The sequence below is a fragment of the Calothrix sp. NIES-3974 genome (assembly GCF_002368395.1).
GTDB lineage: Bacteria > Cyanobacteriota > Cyanobacteriia > Cyanobacteriales > Nostocaceae > NIES-3974.
Window position 1 is genome coordinate 1713687 of sequence record NZ_AP018254.1, and the last position, 26731, is coordinate 1740417.

Below are 26731 nucleotides of genomic sequence, written 5' to 3' on the forward strand. Positions count from 1 at the left end.
GGCTTGTAAGTCGGGTTTTTCCAAAAATCTTGAAAGTGAAAAAGCCCGACTTACTTCTCAAGGGTTTTCAGTTAGACCTCCTTATAACTCTTTTATTCGTCTGTTGATTTCTTCCATTGAAACGTCTTCCTGATGGGTCGCAATCCACCAACAATTCCCTGTCGGGTCTTTCACTCCCCCTGCTCTATCTCCATAGAATTCATCCTTTGGTTCCATGACTGAAGTCGCACCAGCTGCGATCGCACGCTTATAGGTTGCATCCGCATTCTCCACATACAGGTGAATCATACTTGGCATTGCCAGACAATCCTCCCTAGCTTCACCAATCATAATGAAGGAATCGCCAATTTTCACCTCTGCGTGCATAATGCCACCATCGGGATGCATAACACGACAGGTTTCCTTGGCTGCAAATCCAGAACAAAGAAACTCGATTAGGCTTTCTGCTCCTTTGACGATGAGATAAGGTGTCGCAGTATGATATCCTGGGGGTATTGGTTGTATAGTAGCCATTTCTTTGTTTATCTAATAGAACAAATGTATTGTATAGACATTGATTAAAATTGTCCACATAGTAAACAGGGCAAAATTTGCAGAAAATAATCGAATATAGGGTTTAAATAGATAATTGCATTTATATACTTGTTCGCACAGGATTTTATGGGGATTTATATAGAATCTGGAACTTGAAAGAGGTAGCATTGCCAGCTTTCTAGAGTGGTTTAGGTTTGAATACAAAATGTAAACAATTACAACTCATGCCCAAATTTAGTAATCCCCCAATCAAATTCCTACTATTCGACCACATTAATTTTGATGGCTGAAAATTAGGGTGCTAAATATTTTCCAATTAATGCTTCCGGATTGCTATATTTACGATATTGATCAAAATCAACTGAGCATCATGGCTTGTAAAAATTCTTGCCTGTCAAGTAAACTATTCACAGTTTACACAGCAACTAAGCATCTGCACCCATGACTGCTAACGACACAGAATATATCCGTCAAACAGAAGCTACCCGCGTCAAAGTTCTTAGTGAAGCCTTACCCTACATTCAGCAATTTGCTGGTCGAACCGTGGTGGTTAAATATGGAGGAGCTGCGATGAAAGATAGCACCCTCAAAGACCAGGTAATTCGGGATATTGTCTTTCTTTCCTGTGTCGGATTGCGTCCGATTGTGGTTCACGGTGGAGGTCCGGAAATCAACAGCTGGTTGGATAAATTGGGAATTGCTGCACAATTTAAAAACGGTTTACGGGTAACTGACGCACCCACGATGGATGTGGTGGAAATGGTGTTGGTGGGAAGGGTAAATAAGGAAATTGTCTCCCTGATCAATCAAGCTGGTGGTCAAGCGGTGGGGTTGTGTGGAAAAGATGGCAACCTGATTAAAGCACGTCCCCACGGTGAGGAAGGAATTGGGTTTGTCGGGGAGGTTTGTGGTGTGGATACCAAAATCCTTACCACCTTAGTGGAAAGTGGTTATATCCCCATCGTTTCCAGCGTTGCAGCCGATGAACATGGTCAAGCTTACAATATTAATGCTGATATTGTCGCTGGTGAAATTGCCGCAGCTTTGGGTGCGGAAAAATTGATCCTGTTAACCGATACACGGGGAATTCTCAAAGATTATCACAACCCGGAAACCCTGATTCCCAAAATTGATATCCCCCAAGCACGGGATTTAATTGCTACCGGTGTTGTCGCTGGAGGAATGATTCCCAAAGTCAATTGTTGTGTGCGATCGCTAGCTCAAGGTGTTCGCGCAGCGCATATTATCGATGGTCGTATTCCCCACGCTCTGTTACTGGAAATTTTCACCGATGTGGGTATTGGTACCATGATTGTGGGTTCGGTTTTTTAAAACCTCCCTGGAAATAGGGAGTCCGCAGTAGAGACGACCCGGTGGGTCGTCTGGTGGGTCATCTGGTGGGTCGTCTCCAGGGGAGTATTGAACCCTATCGGGGGACAATAATTACCCGCGAATTACTCCGGAAGGGGACGCGGTGATGCCATGAATCATTTGTTAAGATTGGTTTGATAATCACCGTGGAATTACGGGAGTGGGGATAGATAAATACGGGTCGGGTTCTCGTAAATTGACTTCTTTCTACTCTTCGATAGGGTTGGTGGATTGGGTGGTTGACATGGGGATAGGAATAAAAATGGCGTATCGAACCCCCTGCGTAGTTGGGACTGGAAACTGTGGTAGAACGGAATTGAATTGAGGGGTGGGAATTGTAGTAAATTACACTGCTTTTTGTGTCTGTGGGAATGGTTTGGGTATAACCACCGTGTTCAATGATAATCGTGGTTTGGGCAGAAGCTGGTGATAAGGTAAATAAGCCAGCGATCGCACTGAGGGTAATTAAACCAGGTTGTAAGGTTTTCATGAATCTAGGGTGTGGATGGGGTTTTATCAGTATCAATACTGAAGCAAAGGGGGAAAATTGCCTTCGCTCTGTTTTTGCTGGTTTGTAAACTGAGGATTTTACGGAATTATCTACTTAAATATAAATATAGAAGGTTTATTTGTGGGGTAAAGCTAATTCACAAAAAATTTAAACTAGAGGGATAGGAGACAGGAGTCAAATTACCAGAAATACCTTTGAATATGTCGATAGTATTCAGGAATTACGCACCCGCGACGAGAAATTAGGTGTTTGGGATTCTCACGACCCTACGATCGATCTGCTACGCAAAGAAGTGCAATGACGCTGTTTACGTTGTCCTTGCGTAAGTCCTGGTATCGTCTCTACTTCCTGATTTGAAAACTAAACCGGATTCCCCTATGAGTAACGAAGGATTAGAAATTGCGACGAAATTTTACCAAAATGGCAAAACAGCCTTTGAATGTGGTAAATATCGCCAAGCAGTGGATGAATTGGAAAAAGCCGTGGCTTTGTTGGTAAAGAATACGAAATTCGGAGGTGAGGTACAAATTTGGCTCGCAACAGCCTATGAAGCATCGGGAAGAAACTCTGATGCGATCGCATTATGTGAACAATTGAAACGACATCCCCACGGGGAGGTGAACCAACAAGCAAAACGTTTACAATACATTTGGCAAGCTCCTAAGCTTCAACGTCCCCAGGAATGGATGACAAAAATCCCTGATTTTGCTGGTTTAGATGAAAATGATGCCACTGTCAAATTTTCCGCACACAAAGCGAAATCGCCAATTTCCCAGTCAATCCAACCACCCGAACCAGAGGATTTGACTTCAATCAATGACCACGAAAACCGTTTTTTGATTTTGGCACTAATTGCGATCGCGCTGATGGTTTTATATTTGGGTATGGGAAGTGGGTTGCGGTTTCCCGAATTTTTTTTCACAGGAAACGGCTAATATCCTCAATTGGATTTGAGATTACCCTGCGATCGATCCGCTCACGTGGATTATAGTTTGATTTTTTCTCGCTGACTTACCTTAAAACTCAGATATATATAATTATAATTCCTCCCGTATCCTCTCTCCTATCTCCGATTAGAAATTCCCATGAGATTAACAAAAGTAGTAGCCCTGATAAAATTACTTTGGCAAAGTTTGATCCGTCGGCGTTTAGTTGTGTTGATAGCCGCGATCGCAATGCTATTATCTGGTTGTGTTGAGTACGATGTTGGTGTCAAATTTGACGGTGCAAACCGAGGTGAATTTGTGCAACATATTCGTCTAGGGGAAAAATTGACCAGCTTTAGCAGCGAACCAGTCTATGAATGGCTAAATAGTATTGAGCGTCGTACCCGTCAATTGGAAGGGAAAAGCCAAAGGATTTCTCAATCGGAATTAATTGCGACAATACCCTTTAATAGTGGTCAAGAATTACAAACTAAATTTAATCAGTTTTTCCATCCCCAGGAAACTGTGAAAAACCAAAATCCCGAATCGGAGCAAGATTTACCGAAAATCGAATCGAATTTACTCCTATTTCAAAACAATTTTCTCTTGCTTGTACGTAATCGATTAATTTATGATTTAGACTTGCGATCGCTGGCTTTAATTTCCAGTAACGGTAATACCCTCACCAATACCAGCGCCATTCTCGATTTAGACTTTAGCCTGAAAACCCCCTGGGGAGCGAAAAATATCCCCAGCAACGAAAATGCGATCGCTCCAGAACAAAACGGGAAAAAATTAGTTTGGCATCTAGTTCCCGGTACCCTCAACCATATAGAAGTCGTATTTTGGCTTCCCAATGGTTTAGGTATCGGCGGATTATTCATCCTGATTTTCGTTGCAACTGGCTATTATTTACGCTACTTTTACTTACCCAATCCCTTCCTACAAGACACCCAAACCGATACCACTCCCCAAACCACCACTGCTGTGATTGAATAACTACTGAGCAGGACATTCCACCGACTGACCTTGAACAATGTAGTTAGTATTAGTAATTTTGATGCGATTGCGTCTGCCAATATTAGTTGCAGTAATTGTATTATTTGTCATATTTCCCTGGGTTTGATTAGTCGAATTCGGGGATTGACAAAGTATTTTTTTTGCCCGTCTTTGAGATTGAATTACATAGGTTCGATTGATAACACGGATGCGATTTCCCTTACCAACATTAGTCGCATTAATATTATTAGTACCGGAATTTCCTTGGGTTTGATTTTCCGCGAAGACTGGGGATGTAATCATAGTTATGGCAGTAATTAAACCCAGAGCTAAATATCGATTGAACATTTTTATATCCCTTTATTTACTCATCAGTTAATCGTGTAAAAACAGAACCTTTCTGTTTGATAATTTGAGCTACAAACTGATTCAGGGTAATTCCAGATACTTAAAATCACTAATTTGAAAGTGAGTCGGGAGTGGGGAGTAGGGAGTCAGGGAAAAATCACTTTCATCGGTTAGTCAGATGGTAAATAGTACTCGACCACATTAATACAACGTGAGTACTCCTTCGCAGAGAGCTATCTACGATGAGTTATAAACCCGGATTTCTCACAAGTAATGTAATATCGTTTACGCGAATGCTTGCTACATATCAGGGCTGTAACCGTTGATTATTCTAGTTGCATTTATTGCAAAGTACAAGAGAATTGATATAATTTATAAGTATTGAGTGACGAATAAATTTTCCTTCTACTCCCTGTAAGCTTGAGGAATTTGTGAGAAATACAGGATAAAGCCTGAAACTCTTGTCCAGCATAATTCGTAGGAAGTGGAAGTTTCTAAAAACCTCCTAGTGGTCTGTCCCATCAATTCCCTTTTCCTGTATCCTGGATTCTGATGACCGTATTCTAACTATCCGCAGATCATGGGTTACTACATTGCACCTCGTTTTCTCGATAAACTGGCTGTTCATATTACGAAAAACTTTTTAAATATACCCGGTGTGCGTGTTCCTTTGATTTTAGGTATCCACGGACGTAAAGGTGAAGGAAAATCCTTCCAATGTGAACTGGTATTTGAACGGATGGGGGTTGAATGTACCTTAATTTCCGGGGGTGAATTGGAAAGTCCCGATGCTGGAGACCCTGCGCGATTGATTCGTCTGCGTTATCGGGAAACTGCGGAGTTAATTAAAGTACGTGGTAAAATGTGTGTACTGATGATTAATGATATCGATGCGGGTGCGGGAAGATTTGATGAAGGAACCCAGTATACAGTAAATACCCAGTTGGTAAATGCCACCCTGATGAATATTGCCGATAATCCTACCGACGTGCAATTACCTGGTAGCTACGATGCCAATCCCATCCGTCGCGTTCCCATTATCGTCACAGGTAACGATTTTTCTACCCTGTATGCACCTTTGATTCGGGATGGACGGATGGAAAAATTCTATTGGCAACCCAACCGGGATGATAAAGTGGGGATTGTGGAGGGGATTTTCGCTGAAGATGGTTTATCACGACGGGAAGTGGAACAATTTGTCGATACCTTCCTAGACCAATCCATCGACTTTTTTAGTGCTTTGCGATCGCGGATTTACGATGAACAAATTCGCCAGTTTATCTATGATATCGGTTTGGAAAATGTCTCCCAACGGATCGTCAACAGTACCGAAGCACCACCCCAATTTAGAAAACCTGATTTTAGTTTGTCCCATCTCATCGAAATGGGTAACTTGATGGTAAGTGAACAAAAACGGGTTAGCGAATCCAATCTGGTTGATGCATACAATCGCGGTTTATATTCCCGCAAACCAAATAACTCCCCAGCAACACCCAATTCCCCAGAAAAGACAACGATATACCAGATTAACTACGCTGACCAACCATCCCCAGGAAACGGGAAAAAACCAATTAACCCAGAAGTGCGATCGCGAATTGAGCAAATTTTTGCCCAGGGTTATAAAATTGGCATTGAACACGCGGATTCCCGTCGCTTCCGTACCGGTGCTTGGCATAGTTGTCAAACAGGTAATATTACTAGTCCCAATGAAGCGATTAATACTATTGAATCCTGTTTGGCTGATTACGCAGACGAATATGTGCGTTTAGTGGGAATCGACCCAAAAGCTAAACGTCGTGTGATGGAAACGATTATTCAGCGACCAAATTAGATATTTAATGTGTTCACGGTTAGCAGTTAACCGATTCCTTCTACTCCTTGTGGTTTGGGGACTTTGTGAGAAATGCTGTTATAGTCGGAAGATAAAGGGTGATGGTTGTCCCTTTTTTGAGTGTACTTTCTACTTTTAAAAAACCACCATGTAGTTGGCAAACTTCAGAAGCGATCGCTAACCCTAAACCTAATCCCCCCTAGGTCTAGCATGATTGTGACGATAAAATCTCTCCGTCACCCGTTGGATTACATCTTCCGTCATTCCTGGACCCTGGTCTTGAACTTGTACAGGAATATATTCAAACCCATCAATGACGATAGGTGAGAGGATATGTAAATGAATGGTTTGAGAATTCGGTGCATATTTAATCGCATTATCGATTAAGTTAATAATTACCTGTCCCGTTAGTTCCGGATCTACATAAACGTTAGTGATTTTTGAATTTGCTGATAACAATAATTCTAAACCCCCTTGAGTTGCACTCGGTTGCATTCGATAAATACATTCCTGAGCGATCGCCACTGCACACACTAACTGGGGATGAATTGCCAATTGTCCAGCATCTGCCTGTGCTAAAAGTAACAACTGCTCAACCAACTTGGAAATGTAATCCGTTTCGCGACAAGCACGCTGAATATATTCCTCCGCCTTATCTCCAGTCACCACACCATCCATAACTGCTTCTAATCCCAATCGCAACGTAGCTAAGGGAGTACGTAAATCAATTGAAGTAAGCCTGATGACATTCAAAATCAATTAACACACCACGACCCCTTTTGACATCGCAATAACCCTTTTGGTAATTCCGTCGTAACAGGGATTTGATGCGGGCAATTAGTTCTTTTGCACTAAAAGGCTTCGTCAAATAGTCATCTGCACCAACAGTTAATCCTTGGATGCGATCGCTTTCTTGAACGCGAGCGGTTAACATGAGAATAGGTACAAAACATTGAGCAGAACGTACCTGTTGGCAAAGTTCAAACCCACTGAAGTCAGGTAGCATAATATCCAGAATGACTAAATCTGGTCGATAACGTTGCAAAATCCCGATTCCATCACTTCCATTATTGGCAGTTAAACACCCCATTTGTTCCCGTTCAATGTAAAGTCTGATAGTCTCTACAAGACTGGTATCATCTTCAATAACTAAAACCGTGGTTGGATTTAACATTGGTTTCCAGTGTATTTGGATTTTGTCTCTATCGTACTAGTTATGGGATGCTCTCCCACATATATCCGGATTTACCACCAACTCCTAAAATTTTTAGGGAGTAGGGAATAGGGAGTAGCAGAAAAATCAACTCATTCTTCAACGCTTATTGCTCACTTGTTCAAAATGCAGGATAGAGACTGGAAAGCAGACACCATCGTGTACTTTTCACATTCATAAACTGAGCTTTTTGTTGAGAGGGTTAACGCTTAAAGGTCGCAAAATACATATATCAGCGTGGGAAGCATATTTGGATCATCAATTATGATTTAAGTCCTTTAAAAAAGCATCCACACTGTTTAAATAACCTGAATCTGTTTGGAAATTTGCGGGAAGTATATTAGTTTTGATTGCTGCATTAACCAAATCCTTGGATGTAATTCTTCCCCAGATATAATCATCGATTAAAGCTGTATAGCTAGAAATGCCTTGATTCAGGAAATATCCTCGATAGGCTAGAAATACTAATTGATGGGGTGAAATCTGAAACGGAGTCATATTATTTACAGTCTGCTGTGCAGACACCCTCGTGAAATCCGCACCTAAATTCACCAACAACAAACTAACTAATAAACAGTACCATCTCAAGTGAAAATTTGGATTGAGTTTGATATTTCTGATATTACTGATTAAACCCTGAGAAAAAATCAACATAGTAACTAAGCCATTCAACTATTGCTTGTTCATTTCCCAGGATGCGATCAAGATATTAAAAAACGATGAATTCAGAAAAGATTTTCTTCTACCAACAGATTCATATATTTTTAATACTTTTGATTCAAAATCAAGAATTAAGTAGGTGGGTGGTGAAAATAGTCGTGAAGCCAAATGCTCGGTCACGTTGCGGTTTTATGTTTAATTGCACCTACCTACTTAACACTATTTATCAATCAGTCAATGGTTCTAAAGCAGTCATAATATGAAATATCTCATGAGAAACATGTCCCTCACCTTTGCATCAGGGTGCTTTGGAGGAATCATCAATAGTATGATTGTCTGGTTATCAGGTACTGTTGGCATCACTCAATTATTCGGAGTTGCGATCGCTCCTCACCTCACCTCGACTTGGCTATATCAGCGAATTGTCTGGGGGGGATTATGGGGATTGCTTTTTCTCTTACCTATCTGGAAAAAGAAATATTTCTACCGTGGACTCATGGGTAGTTTGTTTCCCACACTAGTACAACTGTTGATCATCTTTCCACTACAAGCGAAAAAGGGGATTATGGGTGTGGAATTAGGGAGATTAACACCAGTATTAGTGACTTTCTTCAATTTTATCTGGGGAATTAGCACTATTTACTGGCTAAAATTAACCTGCGATCGCTCCTGTGATGCTGTCGTTGAGATGAATTCCCTTGATTAACTGAATTAGGCAAAAAAAATAACCGTGGTACAGAGCAACTTCATCTATCTCTGTGAATCAATGATATTGAAAGTTAAGGTTTAAAGTAACCTCATTCATTAGTTGAGAACAAAGTCAATAACTGACTGATTCCAGATTTAATGATTTTATTCTCAAAATCCAAGGAGGTTTTTAAAAACTTCTATTTCCTAGGAATGATACTGAACAACAGTTTCAGGCTTTATAACTCATCGAACTCACGTTATTTTAGTTCCAGAAAGTGCTTTCCCAATAGGTGCATAGAAGCTCAAAAACCCTGCATATGCAGTTTTTTGAAGCTAATCAAAAGTGGAATTATCGGGTTCAAACTACTCCCTACTCCCCATTTCCTATTCCCTACCCTCACAAAAAGACTTTTCCCGCAGACCCAATTTACTTACAAGGGAGCAAAATTCTAAGCCGACATCACCCTGGGTGCAACCAACTGATTTGCACCTTGGTCAAAACGAATCGTCACAGCTGCCCAATCTTTTAAATCTGGTGCTAACTTCACCAACTTTCGCAAAATATCATCATTCACCCACAATACCAATGGGAAAGAAAACCGCTTACGAAACTCATCCCGCATCAGATTCGTAGAGATAATCAATTGATTAATATCCTTGACCGTTTCCAAACCCCTCACCATCACTGCTTCCGGTTTTTTCCTTCCCAAGCTCTTTTCAATCACCGTTAACAGATTTCTGGTTGTAGATGGTACATTGACATCATCGATTTGCGCCGAAATTATTTCCTTCACCAGGCTAAAAATATTATCGCGATCGCCAGGAGAATTACAACAGACCAGCACCAACGAAAAGTCTCCAGGATTACCCGTAATTGCCCGCGAGAGGATGCGGAAGGGAACTGTAGAAGTAGCAGTGGATTTCGCTGTACTTACGCTTGGTTGGGGATCGATGATGCTAATCATGACAATAAGCTTTCCAAACTAATTATAGATGAACCCTGTAGACCCGCTCCACGCGGCTTTTTCCAGAGGTAAATATTGGCTGAAGCAATTTTATTGATATTGTTTATATTTTTCCGGATGAATTAATCTTATTCCCGATATGCCAACCCAGGGTGGGGTGTCACACCCCACATCAACCTATACCAAAAATATACTGATATACTTCAGTACTATCCGCATGGTTACTTATCTTTCCAGGGGATATATAGTGAATATAAGTATATTTAATTACTTTAATTACCGGATTTAAACAGATTACCACCAATCAAAGCTAGAATCATTACACCGAAAGCGAGACGATACCAAACGAAAACCCAATTTGTATTACGCTGAAGGAAGCGAAGTAGCCAAGCAATGGAAAGGTAGGAAAAAATAAAGGTTGAAATGATTCCCACCACCAAGGGTGCAAATATATCTGCTTGAACAGCAACATCCTTAGCTTGCACTAAAGTCGCAATTGTCAAGGTTGGTAAACCAAGTAAGAAGGAAAATCTGGCAGCAGTTTGACGTTCCAACCCCATAAATAAGGCGGTGGTCATTGTGGAACCGGAACGAGAAGCACCGGGAAACAAAGCAATCATTTGTCCTAAACCGACAATAATCCCATCTTTGATTTCTAACTCATCAAAACCCCGCTTACGCTGACCGAATTTCTCCGCTAAACCCAGCAAAATTGCCATGACGATAGCAACGATGGCAATCATCATCGGACTTTCTAAGTCTACTTTCAAAATTTTAAATATCAAACCACCCAATAAAGCAGGAATTGCTCCAATTCCAATCCCCAAAAATATTTTCCACTCCTCACGCTGCCAATCCTTCGCCATCAAAGCAGCATAGGCACCACTAAAAATTGTTTGTAAATCCTTCCAAAAATAAATAATTACCGCAATTACGCTACCAAATTGAATCGCGTCAATGGACTCTTTCGGCCAATTTTGACCCCAACCTAAAATATCGCGAAAAATAATTAAATGTGCGGTACTGCTAATGGGTAAGAACTCGGTAATTCCTTGAACTAGACCTAAAATAAAAGCTTGAATAAATGATTCCATCTGTCAATATTTCCTCGCAAGGGTTTTCGATTCTGGATTTGAGATAATGTTTATCTGTATCGTCGCACCGTACTTGTTATGCCAAATTCACAGCCTGGGGAAGGGTATAGGGAATAGTCTACATGTACTGCTCTAACACCAAAAACCGATGAATGAAAGCAGTTAGTTTTTCCCCTACAGCCTCTTGTCTTGTCGCTTGTGTGTCTACGCTTTCAAGTCAGAAGAAAAGGGTGAACATCAACCATTGTCTCTGGAGAATAAATATGACTTCCTAGAACTCACAAGCCTTTCAGGATTGTCTTCAATCGATTTAACATAATAGACACCGAAGAACGTTAGGATTTAGTGAGAATATTAATATTGCTACTTCCCTTCCAAATATTGAAGTAAACATTCCCTACACTTTGAACAAGTGATCCATAGGTGTTGAGTAACGGGTTAATTTTCCTACTACTCTCGTCACGGACTGTTCCCTACTTCCTAAAAGTTTTAGGAGTTTTTGAGAAATCCGGGATTCAAGTATTTGATGCTCTGCACCGGATAATCGGTTGAGGTTAGGTATTTTTGTATATTTTTTGACTAATTGTCAGGAGAAAAATAACTAGTTGGTACATTCAAGTAAAATTAAAAAATAGAAGACGCTGACTATGTTCTTACACAGCCAGAATTAAGTCAATCTAATTACGGTGTAATTACGGTAAATTCTTCACGAAGGAAAGACAAAGGCGAATCAATTTATCGCTAAAGAACGCCGAAAACCCATGAAAATCAGCAACATATTTGTGATTTTCGTGTTTGTCTTCGACACCAGGAAAATCCAAAATCCAGAATTTGTTTACCCAGAGAGTCACCAGGTATATGGCGATCGCTTGACTTCCTTCCCGATGACAAGTAGATCCCCATCTCATTGCGACACAACCAAACAGGAACAGAGCTTCATTCCCACTCCTTACTCACTACTCCCCACTCCCTCTGCATCAAGGGAAGCAATCAAAAACTAAAGGTAGTCCGTAATGCACCAATCACCGCATCCTTGTTATTGCTGTTATGGTCGGGTGCTGTTAACCAAATAATTCCCGGAGTAATTGCAATATTATCGTTGACCTGATACTGGTAAAAAGCCTCAATATGGTAAGAAGTATCCCTATCCTTAGCTATTTCATTAATGCTGGAATTAGTCACCTTTGGCTCCATCCCCACAATAATCCCTGCCAAATTACCTTTTTTACCCAGGTCAGGGAAACCCAAGGTGACAGCCCAATTCCAAATATCCACACTACCTCGATCGATACTACCACCAGCCGTAGATAGGTTGCGAGCATTTGTATAACCAGCCCAACCACCAATAACAAACCTTTCACTTAACCCAATGGATGCCTGTATCCCGTAGGAATTACTACTAAAAGGCGTATCTACCCCCAAGCTATCATTCAAAAAGGATTTCGGATTCGCTAAACTACTACCCGTCCCCAACTCCTGATTATAGGCATTAATGTAGGTCAAACCCACCGCGATCGCATCACTGGGTTTAAATGTTAATTGGGCTAAGGCTCCGTAACTGCCATCAAACAAACCATTTTTGCGATTGGGATTATTGGCATCACCAGCTAAATATGCTAAATGCAAAGCCAATCTATCCCCAAAATTCTGGGTAATCCCCAAACCCGCTCCATCCATCTTGTAATAAATCGGATTGCGTGTCCCAAAGGTGGAAATCGCTCCTGAACCCCCATCCCCATCAAACAAATTAATCGTTTCGGCGACATCATCTGCCGCACCTCCACTGGCGATCGCAATCACTTCCGTACTCCGACCAAGGGGAAATTTGTACCACAGCGCATCTAATTCGGCATTCAAGTTACCTGTTTCCCCAGCAAAAAATAAACTTCCTTCCGGTGTGCCAATTTCTGGTCCCAAAATACTATTTCCCTGAATCCGGGTAAATAGGGTATCCTTTCCAGTAAAACTAGTGACTAATTCTACCCGCGCTCTGGCTCCCAAGGTGACGTTATTATCTTTGATATTTACATCATTCACCGTTTCACCCCCAGCAACTCCAGAAACTACCATCACCACTTCCCCCTGGAGTTTTGTTGTGGTGGAAAACTGATTCGCTTCCAATTCGGCTGTTTTCGCTTCCAGCCGGTCTACACGTCCTCGCAGTGTCGCTAATTCAGCGCTAAATTCCTTCTGTAAACGCTGCAAAGTTGCTAAATCTTCCTTTGTCACCAAATCTTGACTCGCCACCCGAATTAACTCATTCACCCTTTCTAAACAAGCATTCAACCCGGCGGCAAACTCATACCGGGTCATGGCTCGATTCCCCCGATAGGTTCCATTGGGATATCCAGCAATACAACCATATCTTTCCACTAGAGATTGCAATGCCTGGAATGCCCAATCGGTGGGTTGAACGTCTGATAACTGGGATACGGATGTCACCTGGGCTAGGGAAAAACTACCCGACGGGTTTTCTGTATTTTCTTGAGTTTTGCTTGCGTCCAGTTGATAGGTCGGACTAGCTTGTTGGTGAAGTGGTTCCTGGGCAATAGTTTGCTCTGCCGATGCTGTCCCCACAAAGCTACCCAGAGCCATAATTGGACTAATAAGTAAATATTTGTTCCAGTTCAACATTGTTCCCTCCTCACAGGATTTTGGATTTTGGATTACCGTAGAGACGACCCGTCAGGTCGTCTCTACTATTAATTTTCCCATCGGGTCGTCTCTACTATTTGGAGCAGCGTTGGAAACCCTGTCTACTATGGGTTTTGGATTGAAATGGAGACAGGACGATTTTGATGGATATACTCCTGTTCCCTCCCTCCTATGCTCCACGTGGAAGCAGAATCAGCCGCTCCTACCTCGTGAATGTTTCCCCCCTTCCACTCCTCATTTACAAGCTAGTCTGTAGTCAAGTCCTGCGTTAACCGAAAGTTATCTTGGGATTAATTGGCAGGTGTTTTCAAGTAACGGTGATACATTTACAATAATTGTTACGAAAAGTTTCAGTTTTATTGTTGTCAATTTGGGGATAAGTTATATTTCTTCCCATAGGGTTTTGCCCATTCTTATTTCCCTTTTCATGATAATGGTTATTATTATCAAACATAAAACCCCCAATTTTGTCAACCTGCAATAGCTGTGATGCTTTACTAGTAAGCTTTTCAAATAACAGGTATTTGATTTTTGTGCAAAGACTGAAAAGTATAAATAATCACGTTAGACTGTTTTGTTGGAAAAACGAAATGACATTTTTTTCAACTACCTCGGTAATTACTGACTTACGCAATGAGAAAAGTAGGAAATTAAAGTAAAAAGTAATTAACGTACTGGTAGTGAAGGAGGAGAGTTTTTTTGCTTATCTAGTAAGGACTTCAGGCGTGAATTTCCAACCAAAATTTTAGTTATATACGTAATTTATAAATAGCTGCAATGTATACTCACACTGCTTAAAGTAGATAATTGTCGCGACTGTGTTCAAACGCAAGGGCGATCGCCATCATTAAATTTAAATTTTGGGTCTTGCGATCGCCTTTTGAACCAGGAAGTAATTCTGTATGCGATAGGTAATAAGCGAATATTTTTTGAAATAGTAACTCGTGACCGAGACTTTTTCACTGTCTTGTTAATCTACGTATTTCAATCCCTAATAGGGATTATTTGGAATAGTAGAAGGTTGAAGGTGTGGATATCGAGTCAGAATTTATCGTTTCAATCCCTAATAGGGATTATTTGGAATAGTAACGAAAGAATAGATTAAAAATAAATGGTAAAGCCGCTGGTTGGGTCGATGGAGGGTATTATCCCTCGCACCTCATCCAGCAAGCATTTCCAGCGAAGAAATCCTTCATCCGATTTTTACACCCCCTGGTTCGCACCCAAATCAGCCAAAATATCAGCATTGAAATAAAGCTGATGCCACGAAAATTGCGATTGCATTTAAACCCCTTTTTCATTCAAACTCGTCAGCGCCAGTAAGTTCCCCTCTCTACTCCTGTGTTGCGATCGCATTTAAACCCCTTTTTTATTCAAACCTTTGACTTCAAGCTTTGTAGACCTGCGTAGCACGGTCGATCGTAGAGAAACGTCCTATAAAATATATAAAATATAGTCCTGTTAGAACTGAAAACTCCGAAATTCTAGGTTGAGTGTAGGTACACCGAATTAATAAACGGCAATATGATTCGCCTTATGCACTGTAATATCGTCTACGCCAATGGTCGCTACATATTTAAGAACTGCAACCATTAATTATGGTAGTTTCATTTAGTTCTAAAGTACAAGGGAATCGATCTAACCGCTTATAAACCTCATCCAAAATCTAAAATCCAAAAATCAGAAATCCTATCAACACTACTCCCTACTCCCTCAAGTGCGATCGCAGGACTGGTTACGATGCGCCGATCAACACTACTCCCTACTCCCACTCTTATATAATTTTTTATTATATTAATAATATTTAAAAAATATGAGAGTAAATGCTCATTTTCTGAAAGTAATCATGTATATTTGTAAATAAGGGAAAACAAAACCCTGCATTATTTCATTCAATCATTCATTAACTGCACTCATAAAATCATGACCACAACCTTACAACGTCGCGAAAGCGCAAACGTATGGGAGCGGTTCTGCGAGTGGATCACCAGCACCGACAACCGGTTATACATCGGCTGGTTCGGCGTATTGATGATTCCCACCCTGTTAGCAGCAACCACCTGCTTCATCATCGCCTTCATCGCAGCACCCCCAGTAGACATCGACGGAATCCGCGAACCAGTAGCAGGTTCCTTAATCTACGGAAACAACATCATCTCCGGAGCAGTAGTACCCTCCTCCAACGCCATCGGACTCCACTTCTACCCCATCTGGGAAGCAGCATCCTTAGATGAGTGGTTATACAACGGCGGTCCATACCAATTAGTAATCTTCCACTTCCTAATTGGATGCTTCTGCTACCTAGGTCGTCAGTGGGAATTATCCTACCGCTTAGGAATGCGTCCTTGGATTTGTGTTGCTTACTCTGCACCATTAGCATCAGCAACCGCAGTATTCTTGATTTACCCCATTGGACAAGGTTCCTTCTCCGACGGAATGCCCTTGGGAATCTCCGGAACCTTCAACTTCATGTTGGTATTCCAAGCAGAACACAACATTCTGATGCACCCCTTCCACCAATTGGGAGTAGCAGCAGTATTCGGTGGAAGCTTATTCTGTGCAATGCACGGAAGCTTGGTAACTTCCTCTCTAGTACGTGAGACAACCGAAAACGAAAGCCAAAACTACGGCTACAAATTCGGTCAAGAGGAAGAAACCTACAACATCGTGGCAGCACACGGATACTTCGGTCGTTTGATTTTCCAATACGCATCCTTCAACAACAGCCGTGCATTGCACTTCTTCTTAGCAGCATGGCCAGTAGTAGGAATTTGGTTCACCGCATTGGGAATCAGCACCATGGCGTTCAACTTGAACGGGTTCAACTTCAACCAGTCTGTGATTGACAGCCAAGGTCGTGTAATCAACACTTGGGCAGACATCATCAACCGTGCCAACTTGGGTATGGAAGTAATGCACGAGCGTAATGCTCACAACTTCCCCCTCGACTTGGCTGCTGGTGAAGCTGCACCTGTTGCATTGAGCGCACCTGCAATCAACGGTTAATTCCAGGTTTTGGTTTGGATTTAGCTACAAGTTAGGTAAATAGCGAAAATGCCCTCCGGGATACCGGGGGTATTTTTTGTTTGTAGAGACGTAATATATTACGTCTCTACTACAAACAAAATTCTGTTGTATTTTTTTGGCAAATTGATATTAAATGTGGTTTTTAAATCGATTTTGGGGAAATATAGAATTCATTTCCATCAGCAACCTCTAATCTTTCAACAGCAGATAGTATAACTCACCTTGATTAACGATAGCACCTGCGCGATCGCCTGCTTCTTTGCCAACACCTATGTAGTAATCCACTCGACCTGGGGTTTTAATTGCACCCCCTGTATCTTGGTCAAGGACGTAGCGACTGACAAGACGCTGTTCGATTTTACCTTGATTGACAAATGGCAAGGGAGCGCGAATAATGGCTAATGCACCGGGAGGCATTAGGGATTTATCTGTGGCGATTGACCTTTCGGGGGTGACGGGGACACTGATGCTACCACTTGCAGGAGCATTTTTCGTATCTTTAAAAAAGATAAAACGGGGGTTTCTGGGTAAGTAAATATTTTGGCTTTCGGGGTTTTTTTCGAGGTAGTTAATAACTTTTTCAAGGGTGATTCCCTCTGAGGGTAATTTACCGTCTTTAATTAATTCCTTACCTAAACTGACATAATCATGGTCGGTATTTCCAGCATAATTAATTGTTGTGGTTGTGCCATCGGGAAATTTCAGGACGGCAGAGCCTTGAACTTGGGCAATAAAAGCATCTATCCGCGATTTTAACCAAAATAATTCTAAACCTTTGAGTTTACCTTGAGCAGCTTGGAGACCATCTATTCCTTCTAATTCCACACGGGTTGGATGGGGTTTACTCCAGGTTTGAAAATCATCCGGTAAGCGATAGACGGGGTAGGGATATTCGTTTGTTGGTTGACGACTAGCGAGATAGATTGGTTTATAGTAACCTGTGAATAAAACGGAACCTTTTTTATCAGAGCCAATAGATTTATAAAATACAAATTCTTGATTGACAGCAGTTTGTAATTCCTGGGGATTTTGAGATTTGATGAGCAATTCTCGAAATCTTTTCAGGCTTTTTTCCACTCTAGCATGGGTAATTTCGGGGATAATATAATTTTCGTAAGCTTTCTTTGCGGTTGGTCTCTGTAAGTAGCTTAAACTATGGTCGATTGCTGCAATCAAATTTTGTTTGTCTCCAGGTTTCCCCCAAATTTGATCATCCATGAAATAGTTTGGGTCTTGTGGTGGGGAGGTTTGAAAAAGGGGTGGGGGAGTCGGAGTTGATTGGGGAGTTGATAATGGTTGATTTTCCCGTCTAGTTGCAATTTCTGGTTGCGATTGACAAGCAAGTAATGACAAACCGCAGCAAATAGGGAAAAGAAGTAATGGTAAGAACTTGTGTATCAACCTATGTCTAAATTGCATGATGGTGAGATGATTCTAGCTACTTGATGGTAGCAGAATATTCATTTAGAACAATCGTAGAGACGTAATATATTACGTCTCTACATAATATTGCGTTATATATTACGTCTCTAGATGATATGACGTTGGATGTTTTGCAAAAAACATTCTGTGTTTGTTAACAAATTATCCATTCACGGGTAGACAAATACAAAATTCAGTTCCTTTCCCTAATTGCGATCGCACTTCGATGGTACCATTGTGTTTATCAACGATGATTTGCCGAGCAATGGCTAGTCCTAGTCCGGTTCCTTTACCGACGGCTTTGGTGGTAAATAGGTGGTCGAAGATGCGTGCTTGGGTTTCTGGGGACATTCCTTTACCGTTGTCACGGATACGGATTTGGATTTGATTGGGATTTATGAGGGTGGTTTGAATGGTAATTTGTTGAGGTTTGGCTTTGAGTTCGGTAAAGGTTGATTCCTGTGCTGCTTCGTCGAAGACATCGATGGCGTTGGCGAGAATGTTCATGAATACTTGGTTAAGTTGTCCGGGGAAGCAGAGAATGGCTGGGATATTACCGTAGTTTTGGATGACTTCAATGGCTGGTCGATTTTCGTTGCCTTTGAGGCGGTATTTTAAAATTAGGAGGGTACTATCCATACCTTCGTGGATGTTAGCAGCTATTTTGTTTTCGGTGTCAGCACGGGAGAAGGTGCGTAAACTGGTGCTGATGGATTTAATGCGATCGCTTGCTGCTTTCATCCCATCGAGTAGTTTTGGTAAGTCTTCCCGTAGGAATTCCAAGTCGATGTCTTCTGCGTGGTCGCTAATGGCTGTAACGGGTTGGGGATAGTATTGTTGGTAAAGGTCGAGGTGAGAAAGTAAGTCCTGCACGTAGTCTTTGCCGTTGTTGATACTGCCGTTGATAAAGCCGATGGGGTTATTGATTTCGTGGGCAACTCCAGCGACGAGATTACCTAGTGCGGACATCTTTTCTGATTGTACCACCTGGGCTTGACTTTTTTGCAGTTGGATTAGGGTTTGCTCTAGAACTTGATTTTTTTCTTGAATTAATTTTTCTGCTATTTTAATGTCACGAATATCCCGGATAATGGTGGAGAAGTACTCAACATTGCCAGATGGATCTTTGTGTACCATAATGGACTGGGAGATGGGTATTTCTTCCCCTTGGGAATTCACAATCATAGATTCTCCCATCCAGATACCCTGTTGGATAGCTGTTGGTATGGCTTGGTGAAACATTTTTTCGTGAATATGGGGGGGATGAACTGTGGCAATATTAAATTCTGCCTGTGGGTCTGTAAGTCCGAATAGGGTTTGCCCTGCTGGGTTAATATAGAGGTTATTCCCTTGGGCATCAGCAATTCCCACAATGTCAGATGTAGCATTGATGATGGTGAGGAGTTTTTGCTGTTCCCGTTCTGCAATTTTGCGTTGGGTAATATCAAGGGTAAAACCATCCCAGATGACGGAACCATCTGCTTGGGGGGTGGGGATAAAATTGGATTCGATCCATTTTTGTTCTCCGGTGGGGAGGTTGTAGCGTCCAGACCAGATGAGGGGTTGGAGGGTTTGGATGGATTGAGTCACAGCTATTTGGAAGGATTCTTGATCTGCTGGATCGATATGTCTGAATATACAATCTTCACTTGCTTGAATTTGAGCGGGTGGGAAACCGAAAATATCTGTGGAGCGATCGCTAATATATAAACAGATGGTTTTTCCCTGGGTATCTGTTTGATATCTGGAGATAACTCCGGGGATATTATTGGCTAAGTTTTGTAATTGACTTTGACTCGCTTGCAGAGCGATTTCTGCTTGTTTGCGATCGCTAATTTCAATGGTTGTCAGAATAATACGATGAATGCGTCCAGTGTCATCTTGGAGGGGATTGAGGGTTGTAAACCACCAGAAATCTTGACCTTGGATGGGGATAAATTCCTCATAAGAAATAGTTGTAGCGCAGTTTAAGCAGGATTGGTAATTTTGTCGTAGTATTCCACCTTGAACCACTCCAAACACTTCTTCCGGTGTTTTACCAGCAACATCACAACTGGAAATACCAACCAATCGATCTAGACTTGGATTCCATCCTGCATACAAAAAATCTCCCGATTCGGTGACATCAATGACGCAGATACCCTCGTTTACACCTTCGTAGATACTACGCAGGAATAATTCTTTTTGTTGTAAAGTTTGGTAAAGGCGAGCATTTTTCAGGGAAATCGCTGCTTGGGTGCAGAGAAAATTAATTAACTGGACGCGATCGCTGGTAAATGCGCCGATGGCTGCATGGTTTTCCAGGTATAATATGCCTACTAGTTCTCCTTGTTGGCAAAGGGGAGTACATAATACACTTTTGGGTGGGTGGGGGATTTGCTGTTGTAAATTTACATCTAGTTGGACGTTATCAATGACGACGGGTTGGGAGGTGCGTTTGACCCTGTGAATGAGGGAATGGGGAATATGGGGATAGTTATCCAGGGGTATGGATGCAATCTCTGGTGAAGTGTCTAGGGTTGCAGTTGCTTCCACAAACCATTGTCCGTCCTGGAACATGAGTAAAACTCCCCGATCCGCTCCTGCGTTTTTAAAAACCGTTTGTAATAGGGTTGCAAGTAACCGATCCAGTTCAATTTCCTGGGAAAGAATTTGGGATACCTTAAGGACTGTGGTTAAATCTAGGGTTGCGGAAATACTGCTACTAGCGGAAGTGGAAGGGTATAGGGTATCTTCTCCTGTTAATCTTCCACTGACTTGACTGAGGGTATTTGTACTTAAAACGGTTTCCGTCGCTGATATGGATACAGCTTGGGATTGTAAAATCGGTATCAGTAACTGGGGATAATTGTGTTCCAAATGGTAAATTTTTGCCTTTGCACCCCACCGTGCATAGCAATAGTAGGCTTGTTGCATATAATCAGCAGCAATTTTTTCCTTACCCCAATCCAGGTAGAATTTGGCTGCAAGTTCATTGGCTAAAGCTTCCTCGTGCAGATATGCATTCGCCTTTGCACCTGCGATCGCTTTGTCGTATAATTCAATAGCTGCTGCTTTTTCCCCTAATATCCAGCTTTTTTGTGCTGTAACCAGGTCGAGTTTATGTTGGTGGTTCATGGGAGCATGTTTTGCCCATTCTGCAAGCGCTTCTGCATGGCTTTCCACTTTCCCCAGTATTTCTTCAAAGTCTGTTGGGGGATGTTCCAAAATCATTCCCAAGTACGTCAAAGCTGCATAGCAATGGAAGACAGGAACAAAGACCATCCCGGATATGGCTTGTATGTACTGCTGAACTTGAGTAATATATTCAACGGCGGCAGAATAATTACCCCAGAGATAGGCAAGGTATAATTTAAAAGTGTAAACAAAAGCGATCGCGGTTAGTTCTTGATTCTGCCGAGATTTAGGAATCATCACGGTTTCATCATAGGCTTCACCCCGTAGACAATCGGGTTGTTTAACCAGGTGCAGCAAGTTATTAGCGGTCTGTACCCTCATACCTAAATGAGCTAGGGCTAAATCTTGTTTGACCTCCCTTAAAACTTGCTGATAAGCAGCAATTTCCCCATACCAACTATCTAATTCTACACCGGCAAATAGTTTGCAATCAAAGTAACTCAGAATATTATAACTGACATAAACGAAATCCCCCGTTTCCATCCCTGCTTGATAGCCTTGTTGAAAGATGGATATGGTCGTTCGTAGGTGTTCCTTATGATGTTGGATAAAGAACCCAAAAATTGATAAAACTGCTGCACTAGCTGTCTTTTGATGAAATCGCTCCAACAGGGTCAATGCCAATTTACCAAATCGATAACCCGTTTCCACCTCCCTGTTAAAGGCAGATAATACCAAACCATAAAGCACGTACCCAACCACAGAAAGGTATGTATTGCCAAATTGCACCGATAGGTTTACCATCGTTAATGCTAACAGGGGAAGTAAATGGGGCGCTCCCTGAATTGTGGGTGGAAACAATTTACTTAAAATGTCGATAGCTGCAATGACTCGGGGTTCCTCCATCAATGGTAAATTTGCCAGTTCCTCCACTTGTTTACCATGTAACTGCTGCGAGAGGGTTTGTAAAATCTGATTTAGCAAACTTTGATCCGATGTGGTAGCAAACTCCACCCCCAACTGGGCTAAAATATCCCTACCCGTTGCGATCGCCTCTAACATCCGACCCTGTGCTGTCAGGACGTTAATTTGGATTTCATATATTTTCACCCGATCCAGAGGGGTACGAGCTGAATTTAACACCTGATTAGCCATTAATTCCATTTCTGCGATATCTGCATTCAAATAGGCAGATTCCGCAGCCGATATATATAAATCCAGTGTTAATTCATACTGATTATCCCAACAATCACCAGATAGTAATTTAATCCCGGTTTGGAAGAAGTTTCTTGCACTTGCGTAAGCTGCGGAATTTCTGGCTTTTTTCCCAGCAGCAAGATTTAATCGCACCAAGTTTTCCCTTTCCTGAAGATCGGTAATCAAATCCGCAGCTAAATTCCAATGACCGACTATCTCAAATAATTTTTCTTCCCTTACACTATCGGAAAGATTTCTTTGCAGTAACTGACCAATTTGCAGATGGGTGGTTTGTTTTTCCCCCTCCGGAATTAAACAATAGGCAGCTTGTTGAACGCGATCGTGCAAAAATCGATATTGGGGGTTGGGAATTTCTGCGGCAACGGAATCGATATCCTGAAAAAACTTATAAACTTGAGTTGTGGGTAAAATCAACCCTTCCTGTAGCGCTTTCCACAGTGCTGTTGCAACTTCTGTTGCTGTCTCTTCACAAATAACCCCTAAAGTTTCTAAATCAAACTGATTCCCAACACAAGCGGCGAACTTCAGTACACGTTGGGTTTGTGGCGGTAACTTTTGCAACTGCCATGTCATAAATTCCACCACATCATTGGTGAGTGACAGTGCATTTACCTGGGTAATATCACATTCCCAATAACCCCGTTGGATATTAAAGCGAATATATCCATCTTCCTGTAGTGCTTTCAAAAACTGAGTGGTAAAAAAGGGATTTCCTTGGGTTTTGCGAAAGATTAATTCTGTTAACGGTTGGGCTAATTCCCCTGGACAATGTAAAGTATCTGCCACCAAATCATTCACATCCGCAAACTTTAAAGGTGTCAAAGTAATACCATTAACCATCACTTGAGATTTTTTCAGTTCTCCTACTGTCAAAATAAAAGGATGGATGGGAGATACCTCATTATCCCGATAGGCTGCCAAAATTAATAAATAACCATGACTATCCATCAACAACTTTAGCAATTCTAGGGAAGCGGCATCAACCCATTGCAAATCATCGAGAAATATCACCAAAGGATGGTCTGGGGTAGTAAATACACTAATAAACCGTTGAAATACCACCTGAAACCGATTTTGTAACGCACTCCCCGATAATTCTGCAACGGGGGGTTGGGAACCGATAATTGCTTCCAACTCCGGAATCACCTCAATTAAAACCTGTCCATTTTCCCCTACTGCTGCTAATATTTCCTTACGCCATCTTGCCAGCTGCGCATCCGACTCCGATAATAATTGTGTCATCAAATCCCGCAGCGCTTGTACAAAAGCCGAAAAAGGTATATCCCGGTTAAACTGGTCAAACTTACCCTTGATAAAATAACCCCGTTGTTTAACAATGGGTTTATGCACCTCATTTACCACCGCAGTTTTACCAATCCCAGAAAAACCAGCAACCAACATCAACTCACAACTTCCCTGGGACACCCTTGCAAATACTGTCAGTAATTCCCCAACTTCCCGTTCTCGACCATACAACTTTTCCGGAATAATAAACCTGTCACAAATATCCCGTTGTCCAATAGGGAAAGATTTAATCGTCCCCGTCTCCCTTAACTCATTTAAACACTTCTCCAAATCATACTTTAATCCCAAAGCACTTTGATATCGATCCTCCGCATTTTTCGCCATTAACTTGTGGATAATCCCATCCACAACCCCAGGAATTTCCCCATTACTCATAGCAGGAGGGATTTTCGCAATGTGACAATGCACCAATTCCAAAGGGTCATCACAAACAAACGGTAATCTCCCCGTCAACAACTCATACAGAGTTACACCTAAACTGTAAAAATCAGTGCGATAATCGATACCTCTGTTCATCCTCCCAGTTTGTTCCGGAGCCAAATAAGCCAAAGTCCCCTCCAACACATTGGGACTCTGAATTTCCTGACAATCCTTCGGTAACAACGAAGCAATACTAAAATCGATCAACCTCACCTGCTTCGTCACCGGATGTATCAAAATATTCCCCGGCTTAATATCCTTGTGAATCACCCGACACTGACCTAAACCGTGGAGAATATCCGTCAACTGCATCCCAATCTCTAATACTTCCCCCACCGGCAAAGAACCATTTTCCCGCAGATATCGATTTAAAGCCACCGGGTATATCCCATCACCCAATTCCTCTACCCAATCCTCCATTACCAAAGCATAACCATTCCCCACAGATAGCAAACTCACCGGTTTGATAATTCCAGGAATCGGCAAATTTCTCGTAATCGCATACTGATTCCGAAACTGTACCAATTCCTCAAAACTAGGATATCCCCGTCGCAACAGCTTAATTACCACCCGACCCTGGGTCTGATTATCCCACCCTCGATACACACAGGTACGGGAACCAGAATAAATTTCCTCAAACAGGGTATAACCAGCAATGTGGGGTAGGGAAGCCGAGGAGGAACTAGCTGGAGGTATCATAGGAATTGAATATGGTATCGATAATTTGTCAAGACAATTCTTAAGATGACCAATTACCTAAGTATTCCGGTAGGGAAAATATACCGAAATTTCTTAATAATCCCTTGCTTGTGAATAGGGAGTAGGAAGAGACGCGACATGTCGCGTCTGTATGGGAATAGGGAGTAGTCAACATAAATTACGTACACCAGAACCGTAGATGCATGTAGCGCAACTTCTCTATTGAGATGAAAGTGATTTTCCCCGCTCCCGACTCACCCGATTTACACATAACCCATTCCCACTCCCTGTACAGACGACCCGGACTCACCCGATTTACAAATAACTCATTCCCACTCCCTGTACAGACGACCCATCGGGTCGTCTGTACTCCCGACTCACCCGATTTACAAGCGAGCAGATTAAATCTAAAATCCAAAATCGCATCATTTTTCCATAAATACTAAATCCTCCGGTGAATAATTCATTTTCACCCTTTGAGATTCGACGGTGACGACAAAATCAAATCCCGTTACATGTCCTTCCGGAAGAATAATTAATCGGTCATTTTGCGATTCTAAAAAATCCATAAATCCATCTAGGGAGTAACTACCGTCATTAATTGCTAAATAACTTAACAAACGACGAAATAATTTCGGTAAAATAACAACTTGCTCCGTAAGGGTTTGCAAATTTTCCAATTCAAAACCAACCGTCGTTTGATCCAATGACCATAACCCCTTCCCTGCTTGACGTGCTGTTTGGGTAGCAATAATTAACTCTTTGCGAATGTCTGGGTAAAGCTTAGAGTAAAAAGTTGGGTAGGTCAACCCTGTTTGAATTAGATGGTAGTTAGCACTTTTTTGTAATAATTCCCCATCAAAAAAGATGCTGTCACCATCTTCGCGGTCAATGTCACCTGCAAACACAAAAGCGACACATCGACCGTATACATCCGCAGAACGAGTCAAAATATAACCCGGAACCTGTTCTGGTGTCACTGCGGTAATGACTTCCTTGTTATTACGGGTAAACTCTTGAAAACCGAGAAATTTCAACAGTTCATCTGTTGCTGCATGGGCATATTCTAGGGGTTGATGAACCATTCCGGTAATATTACCTTGTGGTTGATAATGGGTTTCCAGTGCATCGATACTATCTAAGCGTAACTGAGCACCACCTGCAAAGTTACTACGGACTCGTCTTGGTAACTTTTTCCACAATTCGGGATTGTGGGGATAAAAACGAATGGAATCCCCATCCGGTGCAGTATTGAGGATACGGTATGTACCCTTGATTAAAATCATTGACATGTTAGTATCCTTGAAAACTTTAATGAGACAAGGAACTTATAACACAATACGGTTCCATTAGAGCTTTGAACCTTGAATTGTAGTGGCTTTAGCCTCGAAAAAGCTTTATGATAAAGGCGCTATACCCGCAGGGTTGTCGTAGACTAGCGCTAATACGTGCCTTTTTTTACTCATCAAAATTAATGGGACAGACCAATAGTAGTAGGTTTTTTGCGGGCGAATGAGACAGAATATTTTTATTTCCAAGATTTTTTATCTGGTGACCACGCGGAGCATGGGAGCTAGGAAAATGATAGGCGTATTTCCGGCGACTTGTACTAGTAGGTTTTTTGCGCGTGAATGAGACAGAATATTTTTATTTCCAAGATTTTTTTGAGTAAAATTACTCTAAAAGTGTTATTCTAGCGGAAGGATGGAGAATAAAATTATCAGGG

The 26731-nt window shown here is 41.7% G+C and carries 20 protein-coding genes; 6 read left to right on the forward strand and 14 right to left on the reverse strand.

What is annotated here, in order from left to right; genetic code table 11:
* Nucleotides 1–81: 81 nt before the first annotated feature.
* The gene (locus tag CDC37_RS06680) at nucleotides 82–513 is read right to left on the reverse strand and encodes a VOC family protein (RefSeq protein ID WP_096621057.1); all 432 of its coding nucleotides are present in this window, start codon (nucleotides 511–513) and stop codon (nucleotides 82–84) included.
* A 462-nt stretch (nucleotides 514–975) separates the two neighbouring features.
* Here CDC37_RS06680 and argB point away from each other — a divergent pair, with 462 nt between their 5' ends.
* Complete coding sequence (argB, locus tag CDC37_RS06685; RefSeq protein ID WP_096621058.1) at nucleotides 976–1866, forward strand: acetylglutamate kinase; 891 nt, start codon at nucleotides 976–978, stop codon at nucleotides 1864–1866.
* 94 nt (nucleotides 1867–1960) lie between these two features.
* Here the strand turns inward: argB and CDC37_RS06690 are convergent, their stop codons facing one another.
* Nucleotides 1961–2395, reverse strand: a complete 435-nt coding sequence (locus CDC37_RS06690) for a hypothetical protein (RefSeq protein WP_096621059.1) — start codon at nucleotides 2393–2395, stop codon at nucleotides 1961–1963.
* A gap of 398 nt (nucleotides 2396–2793) precedes the next feature.
* On the opposite strand from CDC37_RS06690, the gene CDC37_RS06695 reads away from it, so the two are divergent.
* Nucleotides 2794–3351 (forward strand): tetratricopeptide repeat protein, encoded by a 558-nt coding sequence (locus CDC37_RS06695; protein ID WP_096621060.1) that lies wholly within the window; start codon nucleotides 2794–2796, stop codon nucleotides 3349–3351.
* Between the two features lie 150 nt (nucleotides 3352–3501).
* A complete protein-coding gene (locus CDC37_RS06700; RefSeq protein ID WP_096621061.1) occupies nucleotides 3502–4341 on the forward strand; it encodes a DUF3153 domain-containing protein in 840 nt (279 codons plus the stop codon).
* Here the strand turns inward: CDC37_RS06700 and CDC37_RS06705 are convergent, their stop codons facing one another.
* On the reverse strand, nucleotides 4342–4689 hold the full coding sequence (locus tag CDC37_RS06705; RefSeq protein ID WP_096621062.1) for a hypothetical protein: 348 nt from the start codon (nucleotides 4687–4689) through the stop codon (nucleotides 4342–4344).
* Nucleotides 4690–5269: 580 nt separating this feature from the next.
* On the opposite strand from CDC37_RS06705, the gene CDC37_RS06710 reads away from it, so the two are divergent.
* On the forward strand, nucleotides 5270–6520 hold the full coding sequence (locus tag CDC37_RS06710; RefSeq protein ID WP_096621063.1) for a ribulose bisphosphate carboxylase small subunit: 1251 nt from the start codon (nucleotides 5270–5272) through the stop codon (nucleotides 6518–6520).
* A gap of 40 nt (nucleotides 6521–6560) precedes the next feature.
* On the opposite strand, the gene CDC37_RS25725 is transcribed toward CDC37_RS06710, so the two are convergent.
* The 4 genes from CDC37_RS25725 to CDC37_RS06725 all read right to left on the reverse strand — a co-directional run bounded on the left by CDC37_RS25725 (nucleotide 6561) and on the right by CDC37_RS06725 (nucleotide 8387).
* Nucleotides 6561–6695, reverse strand: coding sequence for a hypothetical protein (locus CDC37_RS25725; protein WP_442861084.1), 135 nt, complete (start codon nucleotides 6693–6695; stop codon nucleotides 6561–6563).
* A gap of 14 nt (nucleotides 6696–6709) precedes the next feature.
* A complete protein-coding gene (locus CDC37_RS06715; protein ID WP_255408903.1) occupies nucleotides 6710–7273 on the reverse strand; it encodes a sensor histidine kinase in 564 nt (187 codons plus the stop codon).
* On the reverse strand, nucleotides 7245–7694 hold the full coding sequence (locus CDC37_RS06720; RefSeq protein ID WP_096621064.1) for a response regulator transcription factor: 450 nt from the start codon (nucleotides 7692–7694) through the stop codon (nucleotides 7245–7247). The genes CDC37_RS06715 and CDC37_RS06720 overlap by 29 nt, the downstream gene beginning before the upstream one ends.
* Before the next feature lie 297 nt (nucleotides 7695–7991).
* Nucleotides 7992–8387, reverse strand: a complete 396-nt coding sequence (locus CDC37_RS06725; protein WP_096621065.1) for a hypothetical protein — start codon at nucleotides 8385–8387, stop codon at nucleotides 7992–7994.
* A gap of 277 nt (nucleotides 8388–8664) precedes the next feature.
* On the opposite strand from CDC37_RS06725, the gene CDC37_RS06735 reads away from it, so the two are divergent.
* Entirely contained in the window at nucleotides 8665–9099 is a 435-nt protein-coding gene (locus CDC37_RS06735) for a hypothetical protein (protein WP_096625974.1), read from the forward strand.
* Between the two features lie 433 nt (nucleotides 9100–9532).
* On the opposite strand, the gene CDC37_RS06740 is transcribed toward CDC37_RS06735, so the two are convergent.
* The 4 genes from CDC37_RS06740 to CDC37_RS06750 all read right to left on the reverse strand — a co-directional run bounded on the left by CDC37_RS06740 (nucleotide 9533) and on the right by CDC37_RS06750 (nucleotide 13776).
* Nucleotides 9533–10048, reverse strand: a complete 516-nt coding sequence (locus CDC37_RS06740; RefSeq protein ID WP_172892764.1) for a hypothetical protein — start codon at nucleotides 10046–10048, stop codon at nucleotides 9533–9535.
* A 272-nt stretch (nucleotides 10049–10320) separates the two neighbouring features.
* Nucleotides 10321–11142, reverse strand: a complete 822-nt coding sequence (locus tag CDC37_RS06745) for an undecaprenyl-diphosphate phosphatase (protein WP_096621067.1) — start codon at nucleotides 11140–11142, stop codon at nucleotides 10321–10323.
* Nucleotides 11143–11834: 692 nt separating this feature from the next.
* Nucleotides 11835–12050, reverse strand: coding sequence for a hypothetical protein (locus tag CDC37_RS24055; protein WP_157780669.1), 216 nt, complete (start codon nucleotides 12048–12050; stop codon nucleotides 11835–11837).
* Nucleotides 12051–12132: 82 nt separating this feature from the next.
* Nucleotides 12133–13776, reverse strand: coding sequence for an iron uptake porin (locus CDC37_RS06750; RefSeq protein ID WP_096621068.1), 1644 nt, complete (start codon nucleotides 13774–13776; stop codon nucleotides 12133–12135).
* Between the two features lie 1944 nt (nucleotides 13777–15720).
* On the opposite strand from CDC37_RS06750, the gene psbA reads away from it, so the two are divergent.
* On the forward strand, nucleotides 15721–16803 hold the full coding sequence (gene psbA, locus CDC37_RS06755) for a photosystem II q(b) protein (RefSeq protein ID WP_096621069.1): 1083 nt from the start codon (nucleotides 15721–15723) through the stop codon (nucleotides 16801–16803).
* Between the two features lie 210 nt (nucleotides 16804–17013).
* Here psbA and mltA read toward each other — a convergent pair whose 3' ends face one another.
* The 3 genes from mltA to CDC37_RS06770 all read right to left on the reverse strand — a co-directional run bounded on the left by mltA (nucleotide 17014) and on the right by CDC37_RS06770 (nucleotide 26297).
* Nucleotides 17014–18243: a murein transglycosylase A gene (gene mltA / locus CDC37_RS06760; RefSeq protein WP_096621070.1), complete on the reverse strand. Its 1230-nt coding sequence runs from the start codon at nucleotides 18241–18243 to the stop codon at nucleotides 17014–17016.
* Between the two features lie 165 nt (nucleotides 18244–18408).
* Entirely contained in the window at nucleotides 18409–25005 is a 6597-nt protein-coding gene (locus tag CDC37_RS24875) for an AAA family ATPase (RefSeq protein WP_096621071.1), read from the reverse strand.
* 425 nt (nucleotides 25006–25430) lie between these two features.
* Nucleotides 25431–26297, reverse strand: coding sequence for a thermonuclease family protein (locus CDC37_RS06770; RefSeq protein ID WP_096621072.1), 867 nt, complete (start codon nucleotides 26295–26297; stop codon nucleotides 25431–25433).
* Nucleotides 26298–26731 lie beyond the last annotated feature (434 nt).